The organism is Bradyrhizobium sp., assembly GCF_019244115.1.
GTDB lineage: Bacteria > Pseudomonadota > Alphaproteobacteria > Rhizobiales > Xanthobacteraceae > Bradyrhizobium.
This window is the reverse complement of the sequence record NZ_JAFATE010000221.1, coordinates 1-21,493: the sequence shown is the minus strand read 5'-3', so window position 1 is coordinate 21,493 and position 21,493 is coordinate 1. Positions and strand designations below refer to the sequence as shown.

Sequence of the window (21,493 nt, the reverse complement as noted above, 5' to 3'; positions counted from 1 at the left end):
CGCTGCCCCTGCGAGCAGGCTGCGCCGAGGATTTCAATCCTGGGGCGCAATCGCGTTGCTCGGCGTTCGCCGATCGATGATCTGCTGGCCGAACAGGCTGCCGATCAGTTCGACGACCGTGCGTGCGGTCCGGCCACGCTCATCCAGGAACGGATTGAGTTCGACGATGTCGACCGACCGGACCAATCCGCAATCGTGCAGCATTTCCATGACCAAATGTGCTTCCCGATAGGTCGCGCCGCCGGGCACCATGGTGCCGACGCCGGGCGCCGTACAGGGATCGAGAAAGTCGACGTCGAAGCTGACATGCAGCACGCCGTTCCGGTCGCGCACCTTGTCGATCAGGCGACGGATCAGAACCCCGACGCCGAATTCATCGATCGCCCGCATGTCGGTGATGTTGATGCGGCGCTGCCGCAGCAGGTCCCGCTCCGGCCTGTCGACGGACCGGATGCCGAAAAGCTCGAGCCGCTCCGGAGCAAGTGGCGTCCGGGGCTCCTCGGCCAAGAGGCCGTCGAGTCCCGGTTCGCCGCACAAGAATGCCGCCGACATCCCATGCATGTTGGCCGACAAGGTCGTCGCCGGGGTGTTGTAATCGGCGTGCGCATCGAGCCAGAGGACGAAGAGCTCGCGTCCGATCTCCTGCCAATGGCGCGCGAGGCCATTCACAGAGCCCATCGACAGGGTGTGATCGCCACCGAGAAAGATCGGAACTGCTCCCGATTGCGCGAGCTCATAACTGCGTCTGCTCAGCGCGCGAACCCAACGCTGGATCTGGCGGTAGTGCCTGGCGTTTTCCGGAGGCACGTCGGCGAGTTCATCAATACCGTCCACGCCGAGATCGCCGCAATCGGTCACGGCCAGACCGAGCGACTCGAGCACAGTCAAAAGGCCGGCGGTGCGAAGCGCGGCGGGTCCCATCAATGTTCCACGTTGAGATGCGCCGATTTCAACGGGAACTCCGAGCAGTGCGACCGTTGGCGGGCTCGTCTGGCGAGTATCAATCACCGTTCATCCCATACTCCTGGCCGGCGGCTTGGACGAGCGCGAACCTGAAAAGCCCTAAGCCAACCTCGGATCGGCGACAATAACTTTTCAAAGCGGGGGAACGGTTTTAACCTGTGAAACACGGCGAAACGGGGACTTTTACGGTGTTCCGCCGGATTCGAAAATCGACGAAGGTCTATGCTGCCTGTCCGGCTTCCGCTGATTCGCCCTCGGAGGGAAGCAGGCGTCTCTCAAATTCTGCGACAGGCATTGGCCGGCCGAAGAAGTAGCCCTGCCCTTCCTCGCATCCCATGCTCATCAGGAAATCCGCGGTCGCCCGGTTCTCGATTCCCTCGGCGATCACCGACAGGCCGAGCTGCTTGCTGAGGCCGATCGTCGAGCCCACGATCGCCGCATCATCTGAGTCGAACAGTAGGTCGCGGACAAAGGAGCGGTCGACCTTAAGACCGTCGAGCGGGAATTTCTTCACGTAGCTCAGGCTGGCATAACCGGTGCCGAAGTCGTCGAAGACGATGCGGACGCCGAGCTTTTGAATCTTTTCGAACGTTTCGAACACCTTCTCTTCGTCCTGAAGCAGAATGTCCTCGGTCACCTCGATCTCGAGCAGCGATGGCATGAGGCCCGTCTCCTCGAGCATCTGCGCAATCACCTCCGCGAGATCGCCCGACTGCACCTGTGACGGTGACAGGTTGATCCCGACGCGAACCCCGCACCCCGCAGTTTCCCAGGCCCTGGCCTGCTGGCACGCCGTCCGAAGAACCCAGCTTGCGATCTTGTCCGAGATCGGCGACGTGTTGACCACCGGCATGAACTCGCCGGGCGCGACGATTCCTCGCTCGGGGTGGCGCCAGCGGATCAGGGCTTCCGCGCCGATGATCGCACCGTCAAGCAGGCGGACCTGCGGCTGATAGAACAGTTCGAACTCGTCGCGTTCGATTGCAAGCGCCAGCCCGGCCTCCAGCGCCAGCCGCGATTCGAGTTCTTCCCTGATCGCGCTTTCGAACACGACATGAGCGCCGCGCCGGATCGCCTTGGCGCGGCATAAAGCGAGGTGACCGTTGCTCAGGAGTTCGTCCGCGGTTCGCCCGCCCTCCGGATAGGCCGCAACGCCAATGGAAATCCTGACGCGATGCTGTCGTGTTCCGGTCTGGAGCGGATGATCGAACGCGGCCGCCAGTCGTTCCGACAACTCCGCGATCGACCCATCGATCCGCTCGCACTGCACGGCGATGGCGAATTCGTCGCCGCTCAGGCGCGCGACCAGGCCGGTCTTCGCTTCCGCGCACAGTCGTTCCGCGACCGCGCGCAGCACCAAATCGCCATTCGCATGTCCGAGCACGTCGTTGATCCGCTGGAAGCCGTCCAGACCGAGCACCAGCAATGCAACACCGCTCGGGCCCGCCTCGGTGATCATGGCCGCGAGCACGTCGTGAAGCGTATCGCGATTGGCAAGACCTGTCAGCGTATCGTGTTCTGCAAGATACTTGATCCGTTCGGCTTCGCGCTTCCGTATCGAGATGTCGCGCAGGATCGCACCATACTGCAGGCCTTCCGTCCCCTGCCAGCCCGAGAAGCATGCCTCGACGGGAAACACCTCGCCGTTGCTGCGGCGTCCGTTGAATTCGATCACGGTGCCGGCCGGGAGCAAGGCCGCAGGCCGAGTCGCCTGGCGGATCGAAAATGGCGCGGACCTGGCATGCTCGTTCACGGCGCATATCGTATCGAATGGCCGCCCGATCATTTCCGCCGCGTCGTAGCCGAAGATGGCCTCGGCTCCGGGATTCCATACGGTGATGACATGGTTCTGGTCGGTACAGACGAGGCCGTCGCCGAGCGCCATCGCGATCCGCTGGAAACGGTTTTCGGCGATCCGGCTCAGAAGGCCGCGGAAGTCGATTTCATCGAGTGCAATGGCGGCCATATAGCCGACGATCGCGGTATCAAACAGCGACGTGTCCAGAACAAAGGGAGAGATTGTCTGCAGCAGGATCGCGGCGGCTTCGCTTGCGACGGCCATGGAGGCAAGGACGGCGACCCTCGCACCGGCGGAGAGACGACGCCACGAGATCATCATCGTCAACGCCAGCAGGCAGAGCCCGATGGCCGTCACCGCATCGGACGTCCAGCGCAGCACACGCTGCTGCAGGATCGACTCCGCAGCAAGCGCCTGAAGCAGCGGACCGGAAACCACCCTGCCATTCGGAATGCTGAAGCGGTCGCCGAGTTCAAGTGCAGTGCCGCCGACGATGACCTTTTTGTCTCTCAGCCTGCCCAATGTGGACGGGTCCCCCCGCAGCACATCGGCGTAGGAGACCATTGGAATGGAATCGGGCCGGACGCTGAAGTCGATCAGGAAAGGCGGCTCGCCGCGGCGGTACTGGCCCGCCAGCACCGCGCTCATCGAGGGGAGGAATTCTCCTTCGAGCTGTTCCCCGAACGGATAGCGCCGTACCAGACCGTCGGCCTCGACATGCACATTGACCATCGCCGACCAGGCTTGATCGGCGAACTCTTTCAATGGTCGATTGATGTGAACTGAGGCGGGATTTCCGGCAGTGGCGCCGGGCTGCTTGAACGAGGGCAAGACGACCGATCCGCCCGCCTCGGCAAGGGCGCCGACGAATTCACGATCCGATGCGGGATCGGACGGCGTGCTGAAATCCACGTCAAATACGACATCACGCACACCGGCCGCGGTCAGCCGTCGCAGCAGGTTCGCGTGGAGCCGCCGCGGCCAGGGCCAGACCCCGACGTCCTCAATGGATCGGGTATCGATCGCGACCACCACAACATCGCCGGTCGGCTGCCGCGATCCGCCAGCAAACCGGAGATCGAGCAACGCATTGCGCAGGGCACCGTGCCAACCAACGGCCAGAACAAGAACCAGCGCACCAGCAACAAGAATATGCGGCCGCCAGTACTTCACTTTGATCCCCCAACAACGCATCGGTCTATCGGCGTAAGGCGAATCCCTCAGGATGGATCGCGGCTAGTGCTTGGCATTTCCCTTGCCATTGCCGTTTCCGGTTCCGCCGTTGCCATTCCCGTTTCCGTTCCCGTTGTTTCCATTGCCGTTATTGCCATTGTTTCCGTTTCCGTTTCCGTTGCCCTTGCCGTTTCCGGTCGCGGCATTGCCGTTTCCGGAGGTTGCTACGGAAACGGCCGCGGAAGCCGCCGCTGCCGTCGACGCAAGAGCTGCCGACGAGGTTGCGGCATTGGTGGCGGAGCTCACGCCGCTGGCGCCGGAATTCTGGCTGGCGACCACGGCGGAATTCGCACTCGCCTGTGAGTCACTCCACACCGTCTTCGCTTGCTTTCCGGACGCAGAAGTCTCGGATCCGTGCGCAAGACCGTTGGTCGCATTGCGGACGTTCAACCTGACCTCACCCAGCGCGCTCGATATGCGCACGCCGTTCCGTTTGACGGCCGCGTTCACCCCGGTGAGCCGCCCCTGACTGGGCGTCGACGCCAGTTTTCCAATTAGGCCGCCGCCGTGGCCGAGCGCATGAATCGTCTTGCCGCTTGCGCCATCGCGCGGCGCGGACAGTCCAGATTTGGGGACCGGAATCCGCTCGATCGAGGAGGCGCGGGGCTGGCCATGTTCGATCGGATGGAATTGGCCTGTTCCGCCGAGCGACAAGCCCGGCTTGCCGTGAGCAAAGGCGGTCGCAACCTGCCCCGGCATCACCTGGGCGATCTGCCCCGATTTGAAATCCGAGACTTCAACCTGACCGCGGCGCACTTCGACGCTGGTGCTGTCCGCATTCACGGTGACTGCGAACTGCGTCCCTTTGACGACCGCTGCGAGGTAAGGCGTCTCGACCTCGAAATGCTTGACATTGCGCTTCTCGACATCCAGCAGGATCGAACCGGCCTGCTGCAGGATCGTCGTCGACAGTCCGTCCTTCTTCTCCGTCGGCAGACCGATCACCGAGTTGGGCGCGATCAGTATAGTTTCCTCGCCACGGACCAGAAGCACGCGACCGCTGCGTCCTGTGCGGATCGTGTCTCCCGGCTTCAGGACATCTTCCTGTTTGAGCGAAACCGCATCGGCGCTCGTCGTCGTGACCCAGACGTCGCCCGATGATTTGCTGACCGACCATGTGTCGTTCTCGGCAGCGAGCGCACTCGAAGCAATACTCCAGAGCAACGCCGCGATCATGGCGCGTGGCATACCCGAGATACGAAACATCACCACTCTCCGCCTTGTGCAACCGCCTCAAGACGTAGCGAAAACACTTCAACATTGAATTAGCGGGACTGGCAAAGCGTGAGCGCCGCCTTAACCGTTCCTTGACCATAAAAATCTATGACAAATCATGCAGCTAGCAGATCAACCCACATTGATACCGCATTATCCGTGGAACTACGGATATACGCAGTCGCTGGCCGCATCGTTCCGGCATTTTGCTACCGCCTGCATCCTCATCACTGGTCTTATCCTGTTAACGTCAGCTCTCGCAATTGCGCAGCAAGCCAACCAATCCGGCTTCGATCCGCGGCAGACTGAAAAACGTTTCGACGATGCACAGTTCGGGCAGCCACAGGCGGCTCGCCACGCGCTGCGCATGCCTGCGCTTGCTCGTCCCGCCGTCACGGCCGACAGCAAGCCGCTCTTTGTCCTACGTGGCGTCATCATCTTCGGCGCGCGGAGCATGTCGAACGATCAGATCGCGGCAAGCTACCAGTCCTATCTTGGCAAGCAGGTCTCGCAGTCCGACCTCGCGTCCATCGCCACGAAGATCAGCGATCTTTATCGCGGCGCGGGCTTTCAGCTCAGCCGCGCCATCGTCCCGCCGCAGGACATCCCAGATGGCGTCGTGCGCATTGAGGTGATCGAGGGCAGCATCACGGAAGTGACTCTGAAAGGCGATGGCGCAGAGCAGTTCGGCATCCGGCCTCTGCTCGATCCGGTGTTGGCCGAACGCCCGTCACGCCTGGCCACGATGGAACGGCAACTGCTCCTGATCGATGGCCGCCCGGGCGTGCGGATCGTCGATACCGCGCTGGAAGAAATCGGGGACGCGACCGGCCGCTTTCGACTGGTCGTGGTCCTGAAGGCCTGGCACGTCTATGCGTCGTTCGGATTGGACAATCTGGGATCCTCGTCCGTCGGCCCCTGGCAAAGTTACGCCACGGCTGCGTTCAATTCATACGTGCTGCCGGGCGACTCCCTTGCGCTCAACCTTTCGACGACTGCGAATGATCCGCGCGAGCTCGTTTTCGGCCGCCTGTCCTACGATGTGCCGGTCGGAACCGATGGAGCGCGGATCGGCGCGTCGGCACTCTACAGCGAGGTGCGGCCGGGCGACGAGCGGCGGCTCACCAATGACACAACCAGGACGGAGGCATTCGAGCTCCGCGGCAGCATCGTCCCGCTGCAATCGCAGCGAACGTCGCTGATGCTCACCGCGGCCGCTGGGTTCAGCAACGCCTCTGAACGGGACGTATTCGGTCCGGTCTATGATGACCACATCCGAACGTTGAGCCTGTCCTCGGACTACCGATTGCAGGACAACTATGGCGGCAACAACTTTCTCACAATGACCTACCGTCAGGGCCTCGACATCTTCGGCGCCTCGCATTTTGGCGACGACCTGCTATCGCGCACTGGAGCGTCCGCCAGCTTCTCGGTGCTTGATGTCTGGTTCACCCGATATCAGACGCTGTCCGATGCATGGTCGCTGAAACTGTCGGCGGCGAGCCAGACAGCCTCCGGGCCGCTGTTCACGTCCCAGCAATTCTATCTCGGCGGAGCGGCATTCGGGCGAGGCTATGGCAGCGGCGAGACCAGCGGGGACAACGGAATCGCCGCTTCATTCGAGCTGCGCTTCGATCAAAGGCCGAATCTTCAATATCTGAACGGCTACCAGCTTTACGGCTTTGTCGATTCCGGCGTCGCCTGGAACGATGGCTACGGAGTGAACGATGGCATTTCGCTGACCTCGGTTGGCGGCGGCGTCCGCTTGTTCCTTTGGGACGATCTGCGGGCCGATATCGGCGTGGCCTTCCCGCTCAGCTACCGTGCGCCGGACAACGAGCGGCGCAGCGCGCGGTTGTTGTTTTCGGTCTCCAATGCGCTGAAGCTTTGCCCGGACCGGCGCGAGACACGCTGTTTCTGAGCAGCTCCGCAACGTCCTTTTCGAGATTCGCGACGAGTTGATCTTAGTCCGTAGTTACCCGGATTGATTGAACAGGCAGAAGCCCTTTGGGTTCGACGAGGGAGGGCTTGCTGGTGATTCACAGGGGTATTCAATACACGATCATTGCAACCGCCGAACCCGACATCTGGGAGTGGCGGTATGAACTCGACAGCAGCATCAAGACTGGCCGAACTCAGACGAGACTGGCCGCATTGGCCGCTCGGCGCGTTCGATGCAAGATCGACGCGGCGCTGAGAACGCAGAAGCAGACCAATTCCCATCCCTAGCGCGTGTCACCGCGAAGTGGCACCCGGTTCGCCGACAAGGACATGCACCGGCACCAGAATCGACGACGCTTCCCGGTCATGTTGGAGTGGTCCAATATGACCGGGAAGTGCTGTAGTGCCTCGAAGCGCGATCGCGCGCCTCACGCGGAGCACGCCGGACGTCGATATGGAAATCCCGCGTTGCACGACGGGAGCGGCCCGGCAGGATTTGAGATCAAGACCTCGCCCCAGCCGCTGAGTCATCTTCCCCATCGTAAGGATCTCATGTCGAACGAGGGAAACCGATGCTGCGCCAAGCTCGCCGCCTCATTCAGCGCACTTTGCGGGCGCTGAGGTTCATTGCCACGCGGCTGGAAGTGCAGCATTTCCCCGGCTCATGTTGCGGATGATCCGCGGGCGAACCGATGCGCTCCACAATTCCGCACCAAATTCAAGGAAACGGGAGAACCGGACGCGTGCGATCACGGCACATGCCTGCCTTCTGCTCGCGGCCGTGCCGGATTGGGGCGGGCCGCATCGGCCGCCGCCAACCACGGTGCCGACCTCGCCAGGCGCTGGTGTGCCTCCTGATATGTGGTCTCGCCTGACCAGGCACAGGTGAGCGGCGATGTGCCCTCCGTTCGCGGCAATCGACCGCAGAACCGACTTCATGCCCGAAAACGTGAGGTTCTTCCAGTTGGACCCGCACCCAAAATGCCGTGTTTTCCGCTGAGCCGCGGCGAAGCCGCCGGCCTTGCTGGCTCGCCGCTCTAGTAGAGGCCGATCCGCGCGCGTGCGCACCATTTGCCGGAAGCACGCCTTTGACAACCGATGGACTCATGCTCGGAACTGAGGCGCGATAGCATCGGCCCAGAACCATCGCGCTTCGGCTCGCATCGTTCAAAATGCAAATCCCTGCCGGCCGGGGACCGACAGGGACCAGCAGAAAGGATGGCGAACGGCGGCCGAACCGGACCGGTGGCTCACCATGGACCTGCGCGGCAATTGAAATTCCGCGCGTGAGGCAAATGCAAGACCATATTATGGGCAGCTTCTGCGTCACGCGTCGACCGCAACGCTGGACCGACGAGGTGCCACGTCACGATTTGCTCTTGGTCAGGTCCTTAGCGGCGGACATCACTTCGCCCGTTATGTTTCGCATATGCTCACCGGCGCTGGTAAACTGACTCCGCAGGAATTCAGACTGAATGCGCATCGCTTCCTGCAGATCCGTCGCGTGAACGAGCTTCCGCGCGTGTTCAAACGCGGATTTCAGGTTCTGTTCGGTGAATGAAAGAGCCTGTTTGGAGATTTCCGTTCCGGCCCCGGGAACCGCAGCCATCGACTTGCTGGCGGCGTCGAAGAACAGCGTAAAAGCCTTCTCGGCCTGGTCGATTGTCTTCTCCGCCAGGTCGCGTAGCTCGTTCGGGACTTCCAGCTTCGGCTCGATCATGGGCGCACTCCTCCAATATTAGCCTTGATTAGCACATTTGCGAGACGCCGTCTCTCTCGTGTGTTTATATTGGTGCTGCGCAATGACCGGTCGTCGCCGATCGCTCGCGGCCTTTCGGCAATGCGGAAGCAGATCCCCTGCGGACCAACTCAGCGCGAAAAGCGCTTTCTGTACTCGGAAGGCGATACGCCAAGGTGCCGGATGAAGGCGCGACGCATCCGCTCGTCGTCACCGAAACCTGCACGCTTGGCGACCTCGACCACGCCGCCAACCTGTCTGCTCTCGAGCAGCAGCCGAGCGGTCTCCACACGCAACGCCTCGACCCCACTGGCCGGAGTCATGCCGGTACGGCTGACATAGGTTCGCGCAAATGTCCGCGGCGTCATCCCGGCCATTTCCGCCAGTTTTTCCACCTTGAGGTCGCTCGCGATGTTTTCCAAGATCCAGGCGTGAAGCGCGCTGAAGCGTCCCTCCACATCCGAGGCCTGTGCCGCCAACACGGTCGAGAACTGGCTTTGGCCGCCCGGACGCTTCAGGAACACGACCAGGCGTCGGGCGACGTCGAGCGCAACCGTGTGGCCAAAGTCTTCCTCGATCATCGCGAGCGCCAGATCGATCCCGGCACTGACGCCGGCGGATGACCAGACCCGACCATCCCTGACGAAGATGGCATCGGGCTCGACCCGGATTTCGGGAAAGTTGTCCTGCAATCTCGGACAATAGCGCCAGTGCGTTGCCGCGCGCTTGCCATGCAGCACTCCGGCCCACGCCAACACGAACGCGCCAAGGCAGACCGACGCCACCCGCCGTGCGCGCAGCACGGTTTGCGATATCCAGTTCATCAGAGACGCGTCCTGCCGGAGAACCCAGACCCCGGGACCGCCGGGGATCACGAGCGTATCGACCTGATGCGGCCGAACGGCCGAAATCGGGGCAGTATCGATCATCATGCCGACATCGGTCGGCACCGATCCACCCGCACTCGACAGGTAGGACAGCGAATAGCTGGCGCCGGACAGATCAATCTCGCGCAGCTCGGCAAAGACCTGCGCCGGCCCTGAAATGTCGAGCAGGGTCACGCCGGGAAACACGACCATCGCGACGCGTCTCGTCGCGAGGTTTTCGCCGGCTGGGGAGCGACGGCCTCTGGCAGAATTCGAGGGCATATTGTCCTTTAGGCCGTTTGACCCGTAGCTGTATAGGTCGACTTCGAGAAGCTTGAGGTTGTGCCATGCTGCAGCATCTGGGTGGTTCCTATCAAACCCCCTCTCCCTGGCCCGACTACACGATCTACAGCTTCCCCGATGCTTCCCAAATCAACCAGTCCCACCGGCAACCGGTGATGGACGCGATGAACGGCATAATCGCGATCAACTGGAAAGCCGCCGAGCCGCACTGGACCGTGGTCTCATCCCCGTTTGAGAGCAAGTACAGCCTCATCCTCGTCTACGATCGCGAAGCGCTGGTCGCATTCTCGGTCTATCGGATGCTGGATGTCGGCGGTTGCCGCGCCATCTACCGCAGCGGGACCGAGGTCCTGCCGGCCCACCAGGGGCGCGGCCTGTATGGCTTCTTCACTTCGGAGGTGCTGAAACGGTCAGGCGCCGCCGAAAAGGGTGAAGCCAGCGTCCTCTATGGGTGGCGAACGCGCAATCCGATCGTCTGGGCGGCGAACGCCAAGATCTGCGACAAGGTTGCACCCTCGCTCCTGAGCGAGACGCAGGATGCTTCGTTGCAGGCCGCCTGCGTCGAGATGTGCGCTTCGCTCTATCCCGGGAAGGCGCTCGAGCTGCCGGGGATGATCATGCGCGGCGCTTACGGCCACATCAAGCATCAGCGGCAGTCCTATCACGGCACAGCCTCTCTCGTGGAGGGGGCAATGTTGCGGCTGATTCCGGATTCGGCCGACGCCCTGTTCTCAGTTGGCTATGCGAGAGTGTGATGACCATATCGGAGAGGCAAGCCACACTCGCTACCGGAATCCGGTTCCTCGACAGGTCATATGTTGCCTGGGCGACGGTCGCGACAGCCTACGCAATCGCGTTTATGCAGCGGGTATCACCGCAGTCCGTCAGCCTGAGCTTCATGGCCGACTTCCATACCGACGCGAGCGGCGTCGCCATGCTGGCCTCGAGCTATTTCTGGGGCTACACGCTGATGCAGATTCCGGCCGGCCTGCTGGTCGATCGTTACGGCGTCAAGCGCGTTGTGCTCGGCAGCCTGGCGGCGTCGACCCTTGGCAGCGCCGCTTTTGCACTCGCGCCTAGCCTGCTCGACGTCTTCGTGGCCCGGCTGATCGTCGCTTGCGGCGACGCCCTGGTCTTCACTGCCCTGCTAAAGCTCGTCGCGCAAAGTTTTTCCGATCAGCGGTTCGGCATCATGTCGGGCATCTCCCAGGTGTCGGGCTATGTCGGAGGCGTGCTGGCGACGACCCCGCTCGCGGCTGCCGTGTCCGGCTTCGGCTGGCGCGCCTGCTTCATCTTCATTGCCTGCGTCGGACTGGCCAATCTCTGTCTGGCCTCGATGACGCTGAGGCCGGATCCGGCCGCGCGAAACGACCGGATGATCGGGAGCGTGATCGTTTCGGCTCGGCGCGCTTTGGCGCAGCCGGCGAACTGGGGATGCGCGATGAGTTTCGCGTCGCATTTCGCGGTCGTCACCACTCTCTCGGGCGTGTGGGGAATCCCGATGGTCGCGCACATCTTCAATATGTCTGCCGCCACGGCCGGCGCTCCCCTGCTCGGTTTCATGGTCGGCAACGCCGTTGGATCGATCTTTCTCGGCCACATCGCTGACCGCATGGCGGCGAGACTCGACACCGCGCTGATCCGCATCTGCCTGCTGCGAATGCTTCTGATCGCCATTCTACTGCCGCCACTGTGTCACGTGCTGGGCTTCCTCTACGTCGGATCCGTATTCACGGTGCTCGGCCTTGTTGCCGGCGGGACCGTGCCGCTGGTTCTGAAATGCACCAAGAGGCTCTACACCGCGGACCTGATCGGCACCGGCGCATCCGTCAATACGACAACAGCCGGACTATTTGCGGGCATATCGCAGCCGGTCATCGCGTTCGCAATGGTTGCGGTCAGCCAGACCTCGGATGGGACCGCACCCGGTGGTGTCTCAGCCGTGACCGACACAGGCTTCGGCACCCTCATCGGAATTCTGCTGCTCATGTCGCTGCCCGGTCTCATCGGGCCCATGATGATGAGGAGCAAATTGATGGTTCATTCATAATGGAGGGGACCGCATGCCGCGTTTGTATTGCCGGAAGGGTGAGGTTCACGCCGATTTTGCCGTCAGCAGCTGGCAGAGCGTGCTGTTCTCCGAATTCGAAGCGCAGATGTCGAGTGAAGCGAGGCCCTTTCCGTGCATCTTCGGCGTGACAGGTTACCGTCAGGACCAACTGCGCTATCTGTTTCTCGACCCCTTTGATATTGAAATCCTCGGCGAGCAACTCGCGCTGTTCGTTTCCGAGTGCCGATCGCATGGCCCCAATACCTCGCTCGTGGTCTTCACCCGACCGGGCCCTGTGCAGGCGATGGACGCGTATTATCGGAAACTGTGGCTGACGCTCGATTTGCTGGCGCGCATCGACAAGAGCCCCTGGCCCGATGCGATACCGCAGCAGCTCGACGATCCCTTGTGGGAATTCTCGTTCGCCGGAGAACCAATTTTCGTGGTCTGCAGTACACCCGCTCACGTGTTGCGGCAGAGTCGGCGCTCCAGCGCCTTCATGCTGACCTTTCAGCCCCGTTGGGTCTTTGAAAAGATACTCGGCACCGAAAAGACGGCCGAGGCCGCATTCGCAGAGGTTCGCAGGAGACTCATTCCGTTCGATGGCACGAGTCCCTCGCCCCTGCTGGGGCGGTATGGCGATCATGAGGGGCGCGAGTACCAGCAATACTTTCTGTACGACGACAACGAAGGCCTCTCGAAGTGTCCGTTCATGAGACTTGCGCAACACAAATGCCATCACATCGAGAACAAGGAGGAGGCCGCATGACCACGATCATTCCAGCCGACAGAAGCGAGTTCTCGATCGATCCCGCCATCCTCGACCTGCTTCCCACGCAAGGTTCGGTCGAACTGCAGAGGGATGCTGCCGGCAAGGTGCATCATTACCACACGCATCCGGTCGACGAGATCCTGCTCATCATCAGCGGCAAGCTGGTTTTCAAATGGGAGGATGGTGAACGCATCTGCGGCGCCGGCGATACGATCCTGCTGCCGGCCGGGACCCTTCATCAATCCGAAGCATTGGAGGGGGGAGCGATCTATGCGATCGCGACGCGGCCGCCACTCGCCGCTGCGGCCTGCGGGTGACGAGATTCGGAATCAGGACAGCGGTTTGCCGGAGGCATGGTCGCCAGCTGCAAGCCGCTCGACCAGATCGACGACCTCGAATCGCTGGCGAGGCTTCAGCCTGAGGAATGCCTTCAGAAGCCGAAGGCATTCCACTGCTTCGCTCGATGGGGCTCCGAGCCTGTTGTGCAGCTCCGCCATAATTGTGGGATCGCTCATCTCGCACCTTTGACAGGGAACGTTAATGGCATTTCTCAGCAGACGTGAGAGCCTTGCACGAAAGGTCGACAGTGTCGCCCTCGAAGCCGAAAGCCTCGGCCTGACAACCGCGACCTTGATACTTCGTATGGCCCGCCTCGAGATCGATCGCGCCGAACCCGAGGAGGTTGTAAGTATGTCAAATAACAACCATCACAGCAAGCCAAACTAGCGGAGCGGGTTTGACGCTCGCTGCCCTGTCCACCACAAATGTCGTGGTGCGAAAGTCAAATCCAAAGCTCCTCTGGCTTCAACAGGTTGGCGGGTGGCTTTGATGACGACATGCGCAAACGGGGCCTGCCTGCCCGGAAGCGCATGTCGTCAGTCCCGTGGCCGCCCGGAAACCTGCCGGGCTGGCAAGAACTGAGCAAAATGGCGGTCTGCGGTTAGCGGGTAGCGGCCGCGACCGTTTGTTGCCATGATCCTGCCGAATTTCACAACTTGTTCCATGCAAGTCGCGTCGAATGGATGCGACTCACATAGAGGTGGGTGGATGGGCTGCAGAAGTCGCGATGGTATCGCGCTTCTCCATCCTGCAGGATCGGTGACTGCAAGGATCAAGATGCGAACCTATTACTTTGACATGAAGGACGGTATTCCGAGCCGGGACAGGACCGGGCTCGAATTCGCAACTGCCAGCGGCGCGATCGAACACAGCAAGGAACTGGCGCGACGGCTTCGCCATGATCCCCGCATCACCGATCGCGCGCTGTTCATCGTCGTGATCGACGAATCCGGCGTCGAGATTCACCGCGAGCCGGTGCATCCCAACCAGACCAAGGCCGGCATCTCTTAAGACCCGGATTTTTACGGCCTCTGCTTCGGCAATTCTTTTCCGCACACCGGCATGCAGATCTACCTTTGCGCGGTATCCCGCGACAGCGCCGCAATCGCTTCCTGGACCGTGGTCATAAACTGGGCCGGGAAAATGATCGTCGAATTCTTCTCGATCGATATCTCGGCCATAGTCTGCAAGGTGCGCAACTGCAGGGCCACCGGATGCTGCGCGATGATGTCGGCAGCCTCGCCGAGTTTCACAGCGGCCTGATATTCGCCCTCCGCGGCGACGATCTTGGCGCGGCGTTCTCGCTCGGCTTCCGCCTCCCTGGCCATGGCACGCTGCATGTTCTCGGGCAGCGTGATATCCTTGATCTCAACCGCCGTGACCTGGCTTCCCCATGGCTCTGTGTGCAGATCGATCACATTCTTGATCTGTTCATTGATGCTGGCGGTATCCGACAGCAACTGGTCGAGACTGAAACGTCCGACCACGTTTCGCACAGTCGTCTGGCTGATCTGGCTGATCGCATTGTAGACGTTCTCGATGGCGATCACGGCCTTTTCCGGGTCGGTGATGTGGTAGTAAGCGACCGCGGCGATATCGATCGAGACGTTGTCGCGGGTGATGATCTTCTGCGACGGGATCTGCATCGTGACCGTGCGCAAGGACACCCGCACCATCTGCTGAATGGGGACGAAAATGAGGGCCAGCCCCGGTCCACGAACGCCGGCGAAACGGCCGAGCAGAAAGACGACACCGCGTTCGTATTGTCTCAAGATCCGAACAGAGACGAGCAGATAGAACAGGATCAGCAAAACGACAACGAGTGCCACCAAGTCCTCCAATTCTCCGCCCGTCAGCAACTGGATGCATCACGCGGCCGACGCTCTTGGCGTGGCAAACTACGCCCGGTGCAGCGTCGGGCGCAATAGGTGCCGGGGTACGATCCGTCATGCGGCTGTCTTATCGGCGTGCGTCGTCGGATGGGCGGTCATGCTCGGACGCTCCGGCGCTGCAAGCGCGGCTACCAGATCAGCGGCACCAGCCGATAGCGCACCCTGTCCCGGTACGCGCGATAGCCCGGCAGATTCCTTGCGAGAAAATTCTCCTCATTCATCAGCCGCCAGACCAGCGCTGGAAGCATCGCAACGACCACGAGCACACCCCATGCCGAGCCGAGCGCAACCGGAATGCCGAACAGCATCACGAGACCGGCCGCATACATCGGGTGGCGAACCCAGGCGTAAGGTCCAGTCGAGACGACCCTCTGATCCGCCGACACCTCGATGGTCGCGGAACTAAAACTGTTTTCCCTGAACACGAAGAAGATGCCGAGCCAGCCGAGCAAAATGAGCCCATTGCCCATCACGACTGCATAGAGCGGAAGGTCCGACCAGGCGAAGCGATGATCGATCGCCGGCACAACGATGAGACCGATGAATCCAGCTGACGCCAGCGACATGATGATCTTTTGCGCCGGCTCGCGCTCCGCCCACGGCCCTCCGCTCATCCGCCGCGCCGCCAATGCCGGGTCGTTCCGGATCAGGTAGACGGTCATCGCGGAGGCGGCCGCGAAATAGATCGTGAGAAAACTCCACGCCTGCCAGTAGCGGAACGTTCCCGCGCCGAGGACTATCAGGGACGCCATCACCAGAAAGAGGACCAGAAGGCCGATGAAGGATTGCCTGTACAGAGAGTTCATCGGAAAAGCCTAGCACATGAGCCAGACCGCTCCTGTACTTCATGCCGATTTGATGTCGGCTATTGCTGCTGCTTCTCCCAGAACGACAACAGCCCCTGCGACGCGGAGCCGCCGATCACGCAGGGGATGCCGACCGCGACCGCGCCGAGCGCAGCCGCGGAGACACAGCCGAGCGCGATCGCACCGACGCCGACCTGACCCCACATGTCGAGATTGCGGCGCGAATCCGACCCCTTGGTCTTCAACTCGTCCACCGCGGCCAGCGCGTCCTTGCGCACAGCGCCGAGCTGAACGGTGTCGGCCGCCTGGATCACCTCGGCAAGCGGCGCCTTGATCGGATCGGGCTGCCGGGGAAGCTCGCTGCGCAGAAACTCGCGCAGCTCCGCATCGCGCACCGCATAGCTCGCCAGCGTGTAGCGCGCCATGCTGCCGACGGTCAGCTTGTCGACGGTGTCGCGGCTCTTGGACCAAGGCAGCATCTGTACGATGCGCATGATCGGCACGTGCGAGCCGGTCGCGAAATAGTATCCCCACAGGGTATCGAGCAGATCCTGGTTACCGGCATAAGTGATGCTCGTGTCGAGCTTCTTCTCCTCCTTGGCGAAGGGATTGCGCGTGAAAGCGCCGCGCAGCTTGTCCATCATGCCCGGCTTTTCCTCCTCCAGGCGGATCTCGGTCAGGATCGGCAAGGTGCCGTCGAGGTAGGCGTCGATCATCACCTTTCGGCCAGGCATCTTTGGCGTAACTTTGCGCAGCAGCGTGCGCCATTCAGGCAGAGACGAATAGGCGATCGCGCGAACGATGACCCACTCGTCCTCCGGCGGCACCGGGAAGAAGCTGTTGACCAGCTGCTCGGCCTTCGCCGGATTCGACGCGATCGCTCCGGCGATGAAGCCGAGATAGATTCCGGCGTTCTCCGGCTCTTTAAAGGTCTGCGAGTGGAACATCACGCGCACGGCCGCGGGCACATGGGCATAATCGGGCTTGGCCCGATAATTGTAGATCCACTGCTGCACCACGCCCAGCGAGGTGTGCGGATCGATCTGGGAATCGACCGCCGCGCGCGCGGGCTGAATGAGGATCAGGAGGGCAGCGGCGAGCGCTGGGAAACGCATATGATGCTCCCATGTTCAGACACGGGCCCCCCCGTACGAAATGGTATGTCGCTAGACGCCATTTGCAGCGGCTATGCGACATTTCTTGGAATGGCCAATGCGGCTTCGCGTCAAAATTGTGGCAGCGCTGGTCATTCGCCCCCAAGTCACCCCCGGCCCGACATTTTTTCGCCCCGTGCAGGCACTTCGATCCCGCCGTGCAGGCAGAGGACGGATACGTAAGGACCGAACGCCAGATGCCGGGCCGCCGACGGGGGATAGACAGGTTTGCGATGCTGGTGCTCGTTGCGGCCTCGGCCGGGATGCTGGCAACGCCGGTGTGCGCGGCAGCGGGGGAGCCCGCCGACGCCATCGCCGTCGAAGGCAACCGCCGCGTCGACCCCGATACGGTCCGATCGTACTTTCATGCCTCGCCGGCAGGACAATATGATGCCGCGGCACTCGATGCCGCCTTGAAGGACTTGTATGCGACCGGCCAGTTCGATGATGTCCGGATCGAGCGCGCCGGCGCGCGCCTCGTCGTCCACCTGACCGAAGCAAAGTTCGTCAACCGCGTCGCCTTCGAGGGCAACAAGAAGATCAAGGACGAGGATCTTGCGAAGGTGGTTCGCGCGAAGGCGCGCGGCGGCCTGCAGCGCGCCTTCGTGCAGTCCGACGTCGTCAGCATCATGGATGCCTATCGCCATGTCGGGCGCGACGACGTCATCGTCGTGCCCGAAGTGATCGATCGCGGCAACGACAGCGTCGACCTTGTCTACACCATCACCGAAGGCAAGAAGGCCACGGTGCGGAAGATCGCGTTCGTCGGCAATCGCGCTTTCGGCGAACGCCAACTGAAGGCCATCATCAAGACGTCCACCAGCTCGATGCTGAGCTTTCTGATGGGCGGTGACGTCTATGATCCCGACCAGGTCGAGCTGGATCGCGAGCAGATCCGCCTCTATTATCGCAACCATGGCTACGCCGACGCAAGCGTGGCCGCTCCCGTTGTCGAATACGATCCGGCCACCAAGAGTTTTGCGCTGACCTTCTCGATCGATGAGGGCCCGCTCTATCATTTCGGCGGCATCAGCGTCGCCAGCGACGTGCCCGGGCTCGATCCGGACAAGCTTCGCGGCGTGCCGGTGGTGCGCAGCGGGGCGCTTTTCGACGGCAGCGCGCTGGACAAGTCGAACGACGCGCTGGCGACCGAGATGGCCAAGCTCGGTTATCCCTTTGCTAATGCCGAACCCCGCCTGACCCGTGATTCCGCAACGCAACGCATCGACGTTGCCTTTACGATCAACCAGGGTCAGCGGACCTATGTCGAGCGCATCGAGATCCATGGCAACACCAGGACGCGGGACTATGTGATCCGGCGCGAGTTCGACCTCAGCGAAGGCGATGCCTACAACAAGACGCTGATCGACCGCGCCGAACGCCGGCTGAAGAATCTGAACTATTTCAAGACCGTCAAGATCACGACGAGGCCCGGCTCGTCGCCCGATCGGGTGATCCTCGAGGTCGAGACGGTCGATCAGTCGACCGGTGACTTCAACGTGTCCGGCGGATACTCGACCCAGGATGGATGGCTCGGCGAGGTCAAGGTCAGCGAGCGCAATTTCTATGGCAGCGGCAACAGCGTCCAGGCCGCCGTGACCTACGGCCAATACACGCGCGGCATCGACCTCTCTGCGTCGGAGCCCTATTTCGCCGGCACGCGCATGGCGGCCGGCGTCGAACTGTACGGCAGGCAGGCGCTGGTCAGTCCCTATCAATCCTACGGCACCACGACTTACGGCGGGGCGCTCTCGCTCGGCACGCCGCTCACCGAACAGACCAGCGTGCTGTGGCGCTATTCGCTTTACGACCAGAACGTCACGCTCCCACCAACCGTCAACGCAGCCGCGGTGTCCTTACCGATCCGCCAGGCCGCAGCGGCAGGGCCGCAGCTCGTATCGTCGATCGGCGGTACCGTCACCTACAGCACGCTCGACAACAAGAAGCTGCCGAGGGATGGCTTCCATTCCCAGTTGCAGCAGGATCTCGCCGGCCTCGGCGGTGACGTCAAATTCCTGCGGACGACGGAGGACCTGCGTTATTACAAGTCGATCAACAGTGACCTGACTGCGATGGTCCGCGGCCAAGGCGGCTACATCACCGGCTGGGGCGGCCAGCAGGTGCCGCTGCTGAACAGTTTCTTTGGCGGCCCGAACCTGGTGCGCGGTTTCGCGGTCAACGGCATCGGACCGCGCGACCTCACCCCCGGCTCGACGATGGATAATGTCGGCGGCAGCATGTATTGGGCGACTACGGCGGAACTGCAGAGCGCGATTCCCGGCATTCCGCAGGAATATGGCCTGCGAGGCTCGGTCTTTGTCGATGCCGGCAGCGTCTTTGGCTACAACGGGCCGACGCAGGGCGCGCTGATCGCGTCCAAGAACGTCGTCCGCTCGTCGGTCGGCGCCGGACTGACCTGGGCCTCGCCGTTCGGTCCGCTGACGGTCGATTATGCCGTGCCGCTATCCAAGGCGGCCTATGACGTGGTGCAGCCGCTTCGCTTCAGCGCCGGCGGGTTCTAGGCACCGTTCTGATCATATCACGGAAAAATGGAAGCGATTTCGTTGTCTTCGTTGTCCGCCCGGGGCATTCCTTCAAGGCCTTCGTAAGCATGAGTTGCGGTCCGCATTTCTTCGCGAATCACGTCATGCTAAATCGGGTTGCTTTCGCCGGTTCTCGGAAATCACCGCTGCACCAAGCCGACAATGCGGATTTCGGAAGATACACCTTCACGTCTTGCGCTTCGTGATCGGACGCTCTGGCTGTCGGCGATTTTCCTCGCCGCCGCCGCGCTCCTCGGGTTCGGTGTGGTCCGCGATCGCGAGCCCGGCTTGCTGGTTTCCGCAGGGCTGTTCGTCATCTTTGCACTGGCGTTTCTCCGTGCGACCGACGTGGCCTTTGACAAGGTTGCGCGCACCTGTGTCATACGCAGGCTTGATGTGCTGCGGCTGACGCGGATGCAGCTCGGCTTCGACGACATCATCGACGCCAGGGTCGAAACCGAGCCAATGCCTGACGATCCGGCTGCGCCCTCCTGCCGGTTAGGCTTGATGACGAAATCGGCGGCCGTGCCTTTGACGACAGGTTACGAACCGAGCCGAGAACGTTATGAGGCGATGCGCGAGGCCGTGCTTGATGCGATCTTCGTTGACAGGCGACGTCCGGCCGCCGCGGATCCCATCCACATGCTTGTGAAAGAGGGCCGCATCATCGATGCGGTATCGATGCTGCGCGTGCGCGAGGGCATCGATCTGAAAACGGCAAGGGAACGCGTCAAGGCGCTCCAGAACGCCCCGGACCCGTGACCGGACCCTGCTTCCTGTCGGTCGCGAAACCGTAGACCAGCGCCAGCCGGTCGAGGCACTCGCAAAAGCGCCGCGAAAAATAGTCCTTCCAGCGCTGGCTGGCGACGCCGCGCCGCTGCCCGACCTGTTCCATGGTCATGCCCCTGACCAGCACATCATGCACCAAGGCTGAGCCGTCGGCGCCAAGTTCGCGCTCCGCACGATTGAGCCGCAGCACGGCCTTGCGCTGGCTGTCGGTGACCGGCTCGCGCGCTTGCACGCCGTCGACATAGTCCCGACCGGGATCAACGGCCTGCGGCCCGCGCTCGGCCCGTTCCCAGTCGCTCTGGAAGGCCCGCCCGGCCCGAAACTGCGCCTCGTCGAGCTGATGATGTGAATGGAGCCGCCCCAGCGGATCGTTGCGGATCGACCGCAGCGCCACGATCTTCTCGCCGGGCTCGACTGCCAGCGGATCATCCACTTCAACCGCGACGACTTCGGCATTGCGCGGCAGATCGCCCGCGCGCCGATCATGAACCTTCGAAAGCCGGTACGATTTGTTACGCCTGGTCCTTGTCACGTTCTTTCCTTTGCAACTATCGATCCAAATGGAGGCACGAAACATCGCGAGCCCAAACCGCGCTCAGGCCGCTTCCACGAGCCGCAGCAGGACTCGGCCGGCCGGCCGCTCGGACTGCGCCTCCGGCGCCTGCGTCAGATGAAAATGCGGCGTGCAATAGCTCGAGCCCTCCCGCCGCGGATGGCCGCAAAACACGATCGGCTCCCCCTCCTTGTCCCCGCCATAGGGGTACCGGCAGTCGGCGGGCTTGAGTTCGAGCAGTGAAACCAGCCGCGGGCTGATCCCGATGCAGCGCAACCTGACCGGCTTGGCTGACTCCGGGGAGGCCGGCGCGGGCGATTCCGGGATCAGAACCTCCCTGGCCTTCCCATCCGTCCCGGACCGTTTCCGACCCGCCGGTTGGGCATCGAGTATCCGCTCCGGCCGCTTCTCCGCCCGCGCTGGCCCGGTCAGGCCCATGCGCTTGCTCCTGCTGAGCGCCGCGTTGCGCGTGTAGCTGGTCCCGAATTTCTGGTTGAGAGCCTTGGCAATCGCCGAAAACGACATTCCACCTGCCAAA

At 62.2% G+C, this 21,493-nt stretch carries 20 protein-coding genes and 1 pseudogene; 10 read left to right on the top strand and 11 right to left on the bottom strand.

Going from position 1 to position 21,493, the window contains the following annotated elements; translation table 11 throughout:
* Nucleotides 1–33 precede the first annotated feature (33 nt).
* The 3 genes from rocF to JOZ76_RS09845 all read right to left on the bottom strand — a co-directional run bounded on the left by rocF (nucleotide 34) and on the right by JOZ76_RS09845 (nucleotide 5,170).
* Nucleotides 34–1,008, bottom strand: a complete 975-nt coding sequence (rocF, locus tag JOZ76_RS09855; protein WP_291698435.1) for an arginase — start codon at nucleotides 1,006–1,008, stop codon at nucleotides 34–36.
* 175 nt (nucleotides 1,009–1,183) lie between these two features.
* Entirely contained in the window at nucleotides 1,184–3,934 is a 2,751-nt protein-coding gene (locus tag JOZ76_RS09850; RefSeq protein ID WP_291698434.1) for an EAL domain-containing protein, read from the bottom strand.
* Between the two features lie 63 nt (nucleotides 3,935–3,997).
* A complete protein-coding gene (locus JOZ76_RS09845) occupies nucleotides 3,998–5,170 on the bottom strand; it encodes a FecR family protein (protein ID WP_291698433.1) in 1,173 nt (390 codons plus the stop codon).
* Between the two features lie 157 nt (nucleotides 5,171–5,327).
* On the opposite strand from JOZ76_RS09845, the gene JOZ76_RS09840 reads away from it, so the two are divergent.
* From JOZ76_RS09840 to JOZ76_RS09830, 3 genes and pseudogenes are all read left to right on the top strand, one after another.
* Nucleotides 5,328–7,130: a ShlB/FhaC/HecB family hemolysin secretion/activation protein gene (locus JOZ76_RS09840; RefSeq protein ID WP_441300006.1), complete on the top strand. Its 1,803-nt coding sequence runs from the start codon at nucleotides 5,328–5,330 to the stop codon at nucleotides 7,128–7,130.
* Nucleotides 7,131–7,243: 113 nt separating this feature from the next.
* Complete coding sequence (locus JOZ76_RS09835) at nucleotides 7,244–7,438, top strand: hypothetical protein (RefSeq protein WP_291698446.1); 195 nt, start codon at nucleotides 7,244–7,246, stop codon at nucleotides 7,436–7,438.
* Nucleotides 7,439–7,912: 474 nt separating this feature from the next.
* A pseudogene (locus JOZ76_RS09830) lies at nucleotides 7,913–8,191 on the top strand (cytochrome c).
* A 325-nt stretch (nucleotides 8,192–8,516) separates the two neighbouring features.
* Here JOZ76_RS09830 and JOZ76_RS09825 read toward each other — a convergent pair.
* Both JOZ76_RS09825 and JOZ76_RS09820 read right to left on the bottom strand, forming a co-directional pair.
* Nucleotides 8,517–8,870: a phasin gene (locus JOZ76_RS09825; RefSeq protein WP_291698432.1), complete on the bottom strand. Its 354-nt coding sequence runs from the start codon at nucleotides 8,868–8,870 to the stop codon at nucleotides 8,517–8,519.
* Between the two features lie 149 nt (nucleotides 8,871–9,019).
* Nucleotides 9,020–10,036, bottom strand: coding sequence for a GlxA family transcriptional regulator (locus JOZ76_RS09820; RefSeq protein ID WP_291698431.1), 1,017 nt, complete (start codon nucleotides 10,034–10,036; stop codon nucleotides 9,020–9,022).
* 65 nt (nucleotides 10,037–10,101) lie between these two features.
* Between JOZ76_RS09820 and JOZ76_RS09815 the strand changes: the two genes are divergently transcribed.
* From JOZ76_RS09815 to JOZ76_RS09800, 4 genes are all read left to right on the top strand, one after another.
* The gene (locus JOZ76_RS09815) at nucleotides 10,102–10,812 is read left to right on the top strand and encodes a hypothetical protein (RefSeq protein WP_291698430.1); all 711 of its coding nucleotides are present in this window, start codon (nucleotides 10,102–10,104) and stop codon (nucleotides 10,810–10,812) included.
* Between the two features lie 104 nt (nucleotides 10,813–10,916).
* A complete protein-coding gene (locus tag JOZ76_RS09810; RefSeq protein ID WP_441300005.1) occupies nucleotides 10,917–12,107 on the top strand; it encodes an MFS transporter in 1,191 nt (396 codons plus the stop codon).
* 13 nt (nucleotides 12,108–12,120) lie between these two features.
* Nucleotides 12,121–12,876: a YqcI/YcgG family protein gene (locus JOZ76_RS09805; RefSeq protein WP_291698428.1), complete on the top strand. Its 756-nt coding sequence runs from the start codon at nucleotides 12,121–12,123 to the stop codon at nucleotides 12,874–12,876.
* A complete protein-coding gene (locus JOZ76_RS09800; protein ID WP_291698427.1) occupies nucleotides 12,873–13,196 on the top strand; it encodes a cupin domain-containing protein in 324 nt (107 codons plus the stop codon). The genes JOZ76_RS09805 and JOZ76_RS09800 overlap by 4 nt, the downstream gene beginning before the upstream one ends.
* Before the next feature lie 12 nt (nucleotides 13,197–13,208).
* Here the strand turns inward: JOZ76_RS09800 and JOZ76_RS09795 are convergent, their stop codons facing one another.
* Nucleotides 13,209–13,394: a hypothetical protein gene (locus JOZ76_RS09795; protein WP_291698426.1), complete on the bottom strand. Its 186-nt coding sequence runs from the start codon at nucleotides 13,392–13,394 to the stop codon at nucleotides 13,209–13,211.
* Between the two features lie 601 nt (nucleotides 13,395–13,995).
* On the opposite strand from JOZ76_RS09795, the gene JOZ76_RS09790 reads away from it, so the two are divergent.
* The gene (locus tag JOZ76_RS09790; RefSeq protein ID WP_291698445.1) at nucleotides 13,996–14,229 is read left to right on the top strand and encodes a DUF6894 family protein; all 234 of its coding nucleotides are present in this window, start codon (nucleotides 13,996–13,998) and stop codon (nucleotides 14,227–14,229) included.
* Between the two features lie 59 nt (nucleotides 14,230–14,288).
* On the opposite strand, the gene JOZ76_RS09785 is transcribed toward JOZ76_RS09790, so the two are convergent.
* From JOZ76_RS09785 to JOZ76_RS09775, 3 genes are all read right to left on the bottom strand, one after another.
* A complete protein-coding gene (locus tag JOZ76_RS09785; protein WP_291698425.1) occupies nucleotides 14,289–15,047 on the bottom strand; it encodes an SPFH domain-containing protein in 759 nt (252 codons plus the stop codon).
* A gap of 191 nt (nucleotides 15,048–15,238) precedes the next feature.
* The gene (locus JOZ76_RS09780; protein WP_291698424.1) at nucleotides 15,239–15,916 is read right to left on the bottom strand and encodes a methyltransferase family protein; all 678 of its coding nucleotides are present in this window, start codon (nucleotides 15,914–15,916) and stop codon (nucleotides 15,239–15,241) included.
* Between the two features lie 59 nt (nucleotides 15,917–15,975).
* Nucleotides 15,976–17,031: a hypothetical protein gene (locus JOZ76_RS09775; RefSeq protein ID WP_291698423.1), complete on the bottom strand. Its 1,056-nt coding sequence runs from the start codon at nucleotides 17,029–17,031 to the stop codon at nucleotides 15,976–15,978.
* A 272-nt stretch (nucleotides 17,032–17,303) separates the two neighbouring features.
* Here JOZ76_RS09775 and bamA point away from each other — a divergent pair, with 272 nt between their 5' ends.
* Together bamA and JOZ76_RS09765 are read left to right on the top strand one after the other, a co-directional pair.
* Nucleotides 17,304–19,592: an outer membrane protein assembly factor BamA gene (gene bamA, locus JOZ76_RS09770; protein ID WP_291698422.1), complete on the top strand. Its 2,289-nt coding sequence runs from the start codon at nucleotides 17,304–17,306 to the stop codon at nucleotides 19,590–19,592.
* A gap of 183 nt (nucleotides 19,593–19,775) precedes the next feature.
* Entirely contained in the window at nucleotides 19,776–20,375 is a 600-nt protein-coding gene (locus JOZ76_RS09765) for a hypothetical protein (protein ID WP_291698421.1), read from the top strand.
* Here the strand turns inward: JOZ76_RS09765 and JOZ76_RS09760 are convergent.
* Entirely contained in the window at nucleotides 20,344–20,934 is a 591-nt protein-coding gene (locus tag JOZ76_RS09760) for a DUF6456 domain-containing protein (RefSeq protein ID WP_291698420.1), read from the bottom strand. The two genes, JOZ76_RS09765 and JOZ76_RS09760, sit on opposite strands and share 32 nt — an antisense overlap.
* Nucleotides 20,935–20,997: 63 nt before the next feature.
* On the bottom strand, nucleotides 20,998–21,492 hold the full coding sequence (locus JOZ76_RS09755) for a GcrA family cell cycle regulator (protein ID WP_291698419.1): 495 nt from the start codon (nucleotides 21,490–21,492) through the stop codon (nucleotides 20,998–21,000).
* Nucleotide 21,493 lies beyond the last annotated feature (1 nt).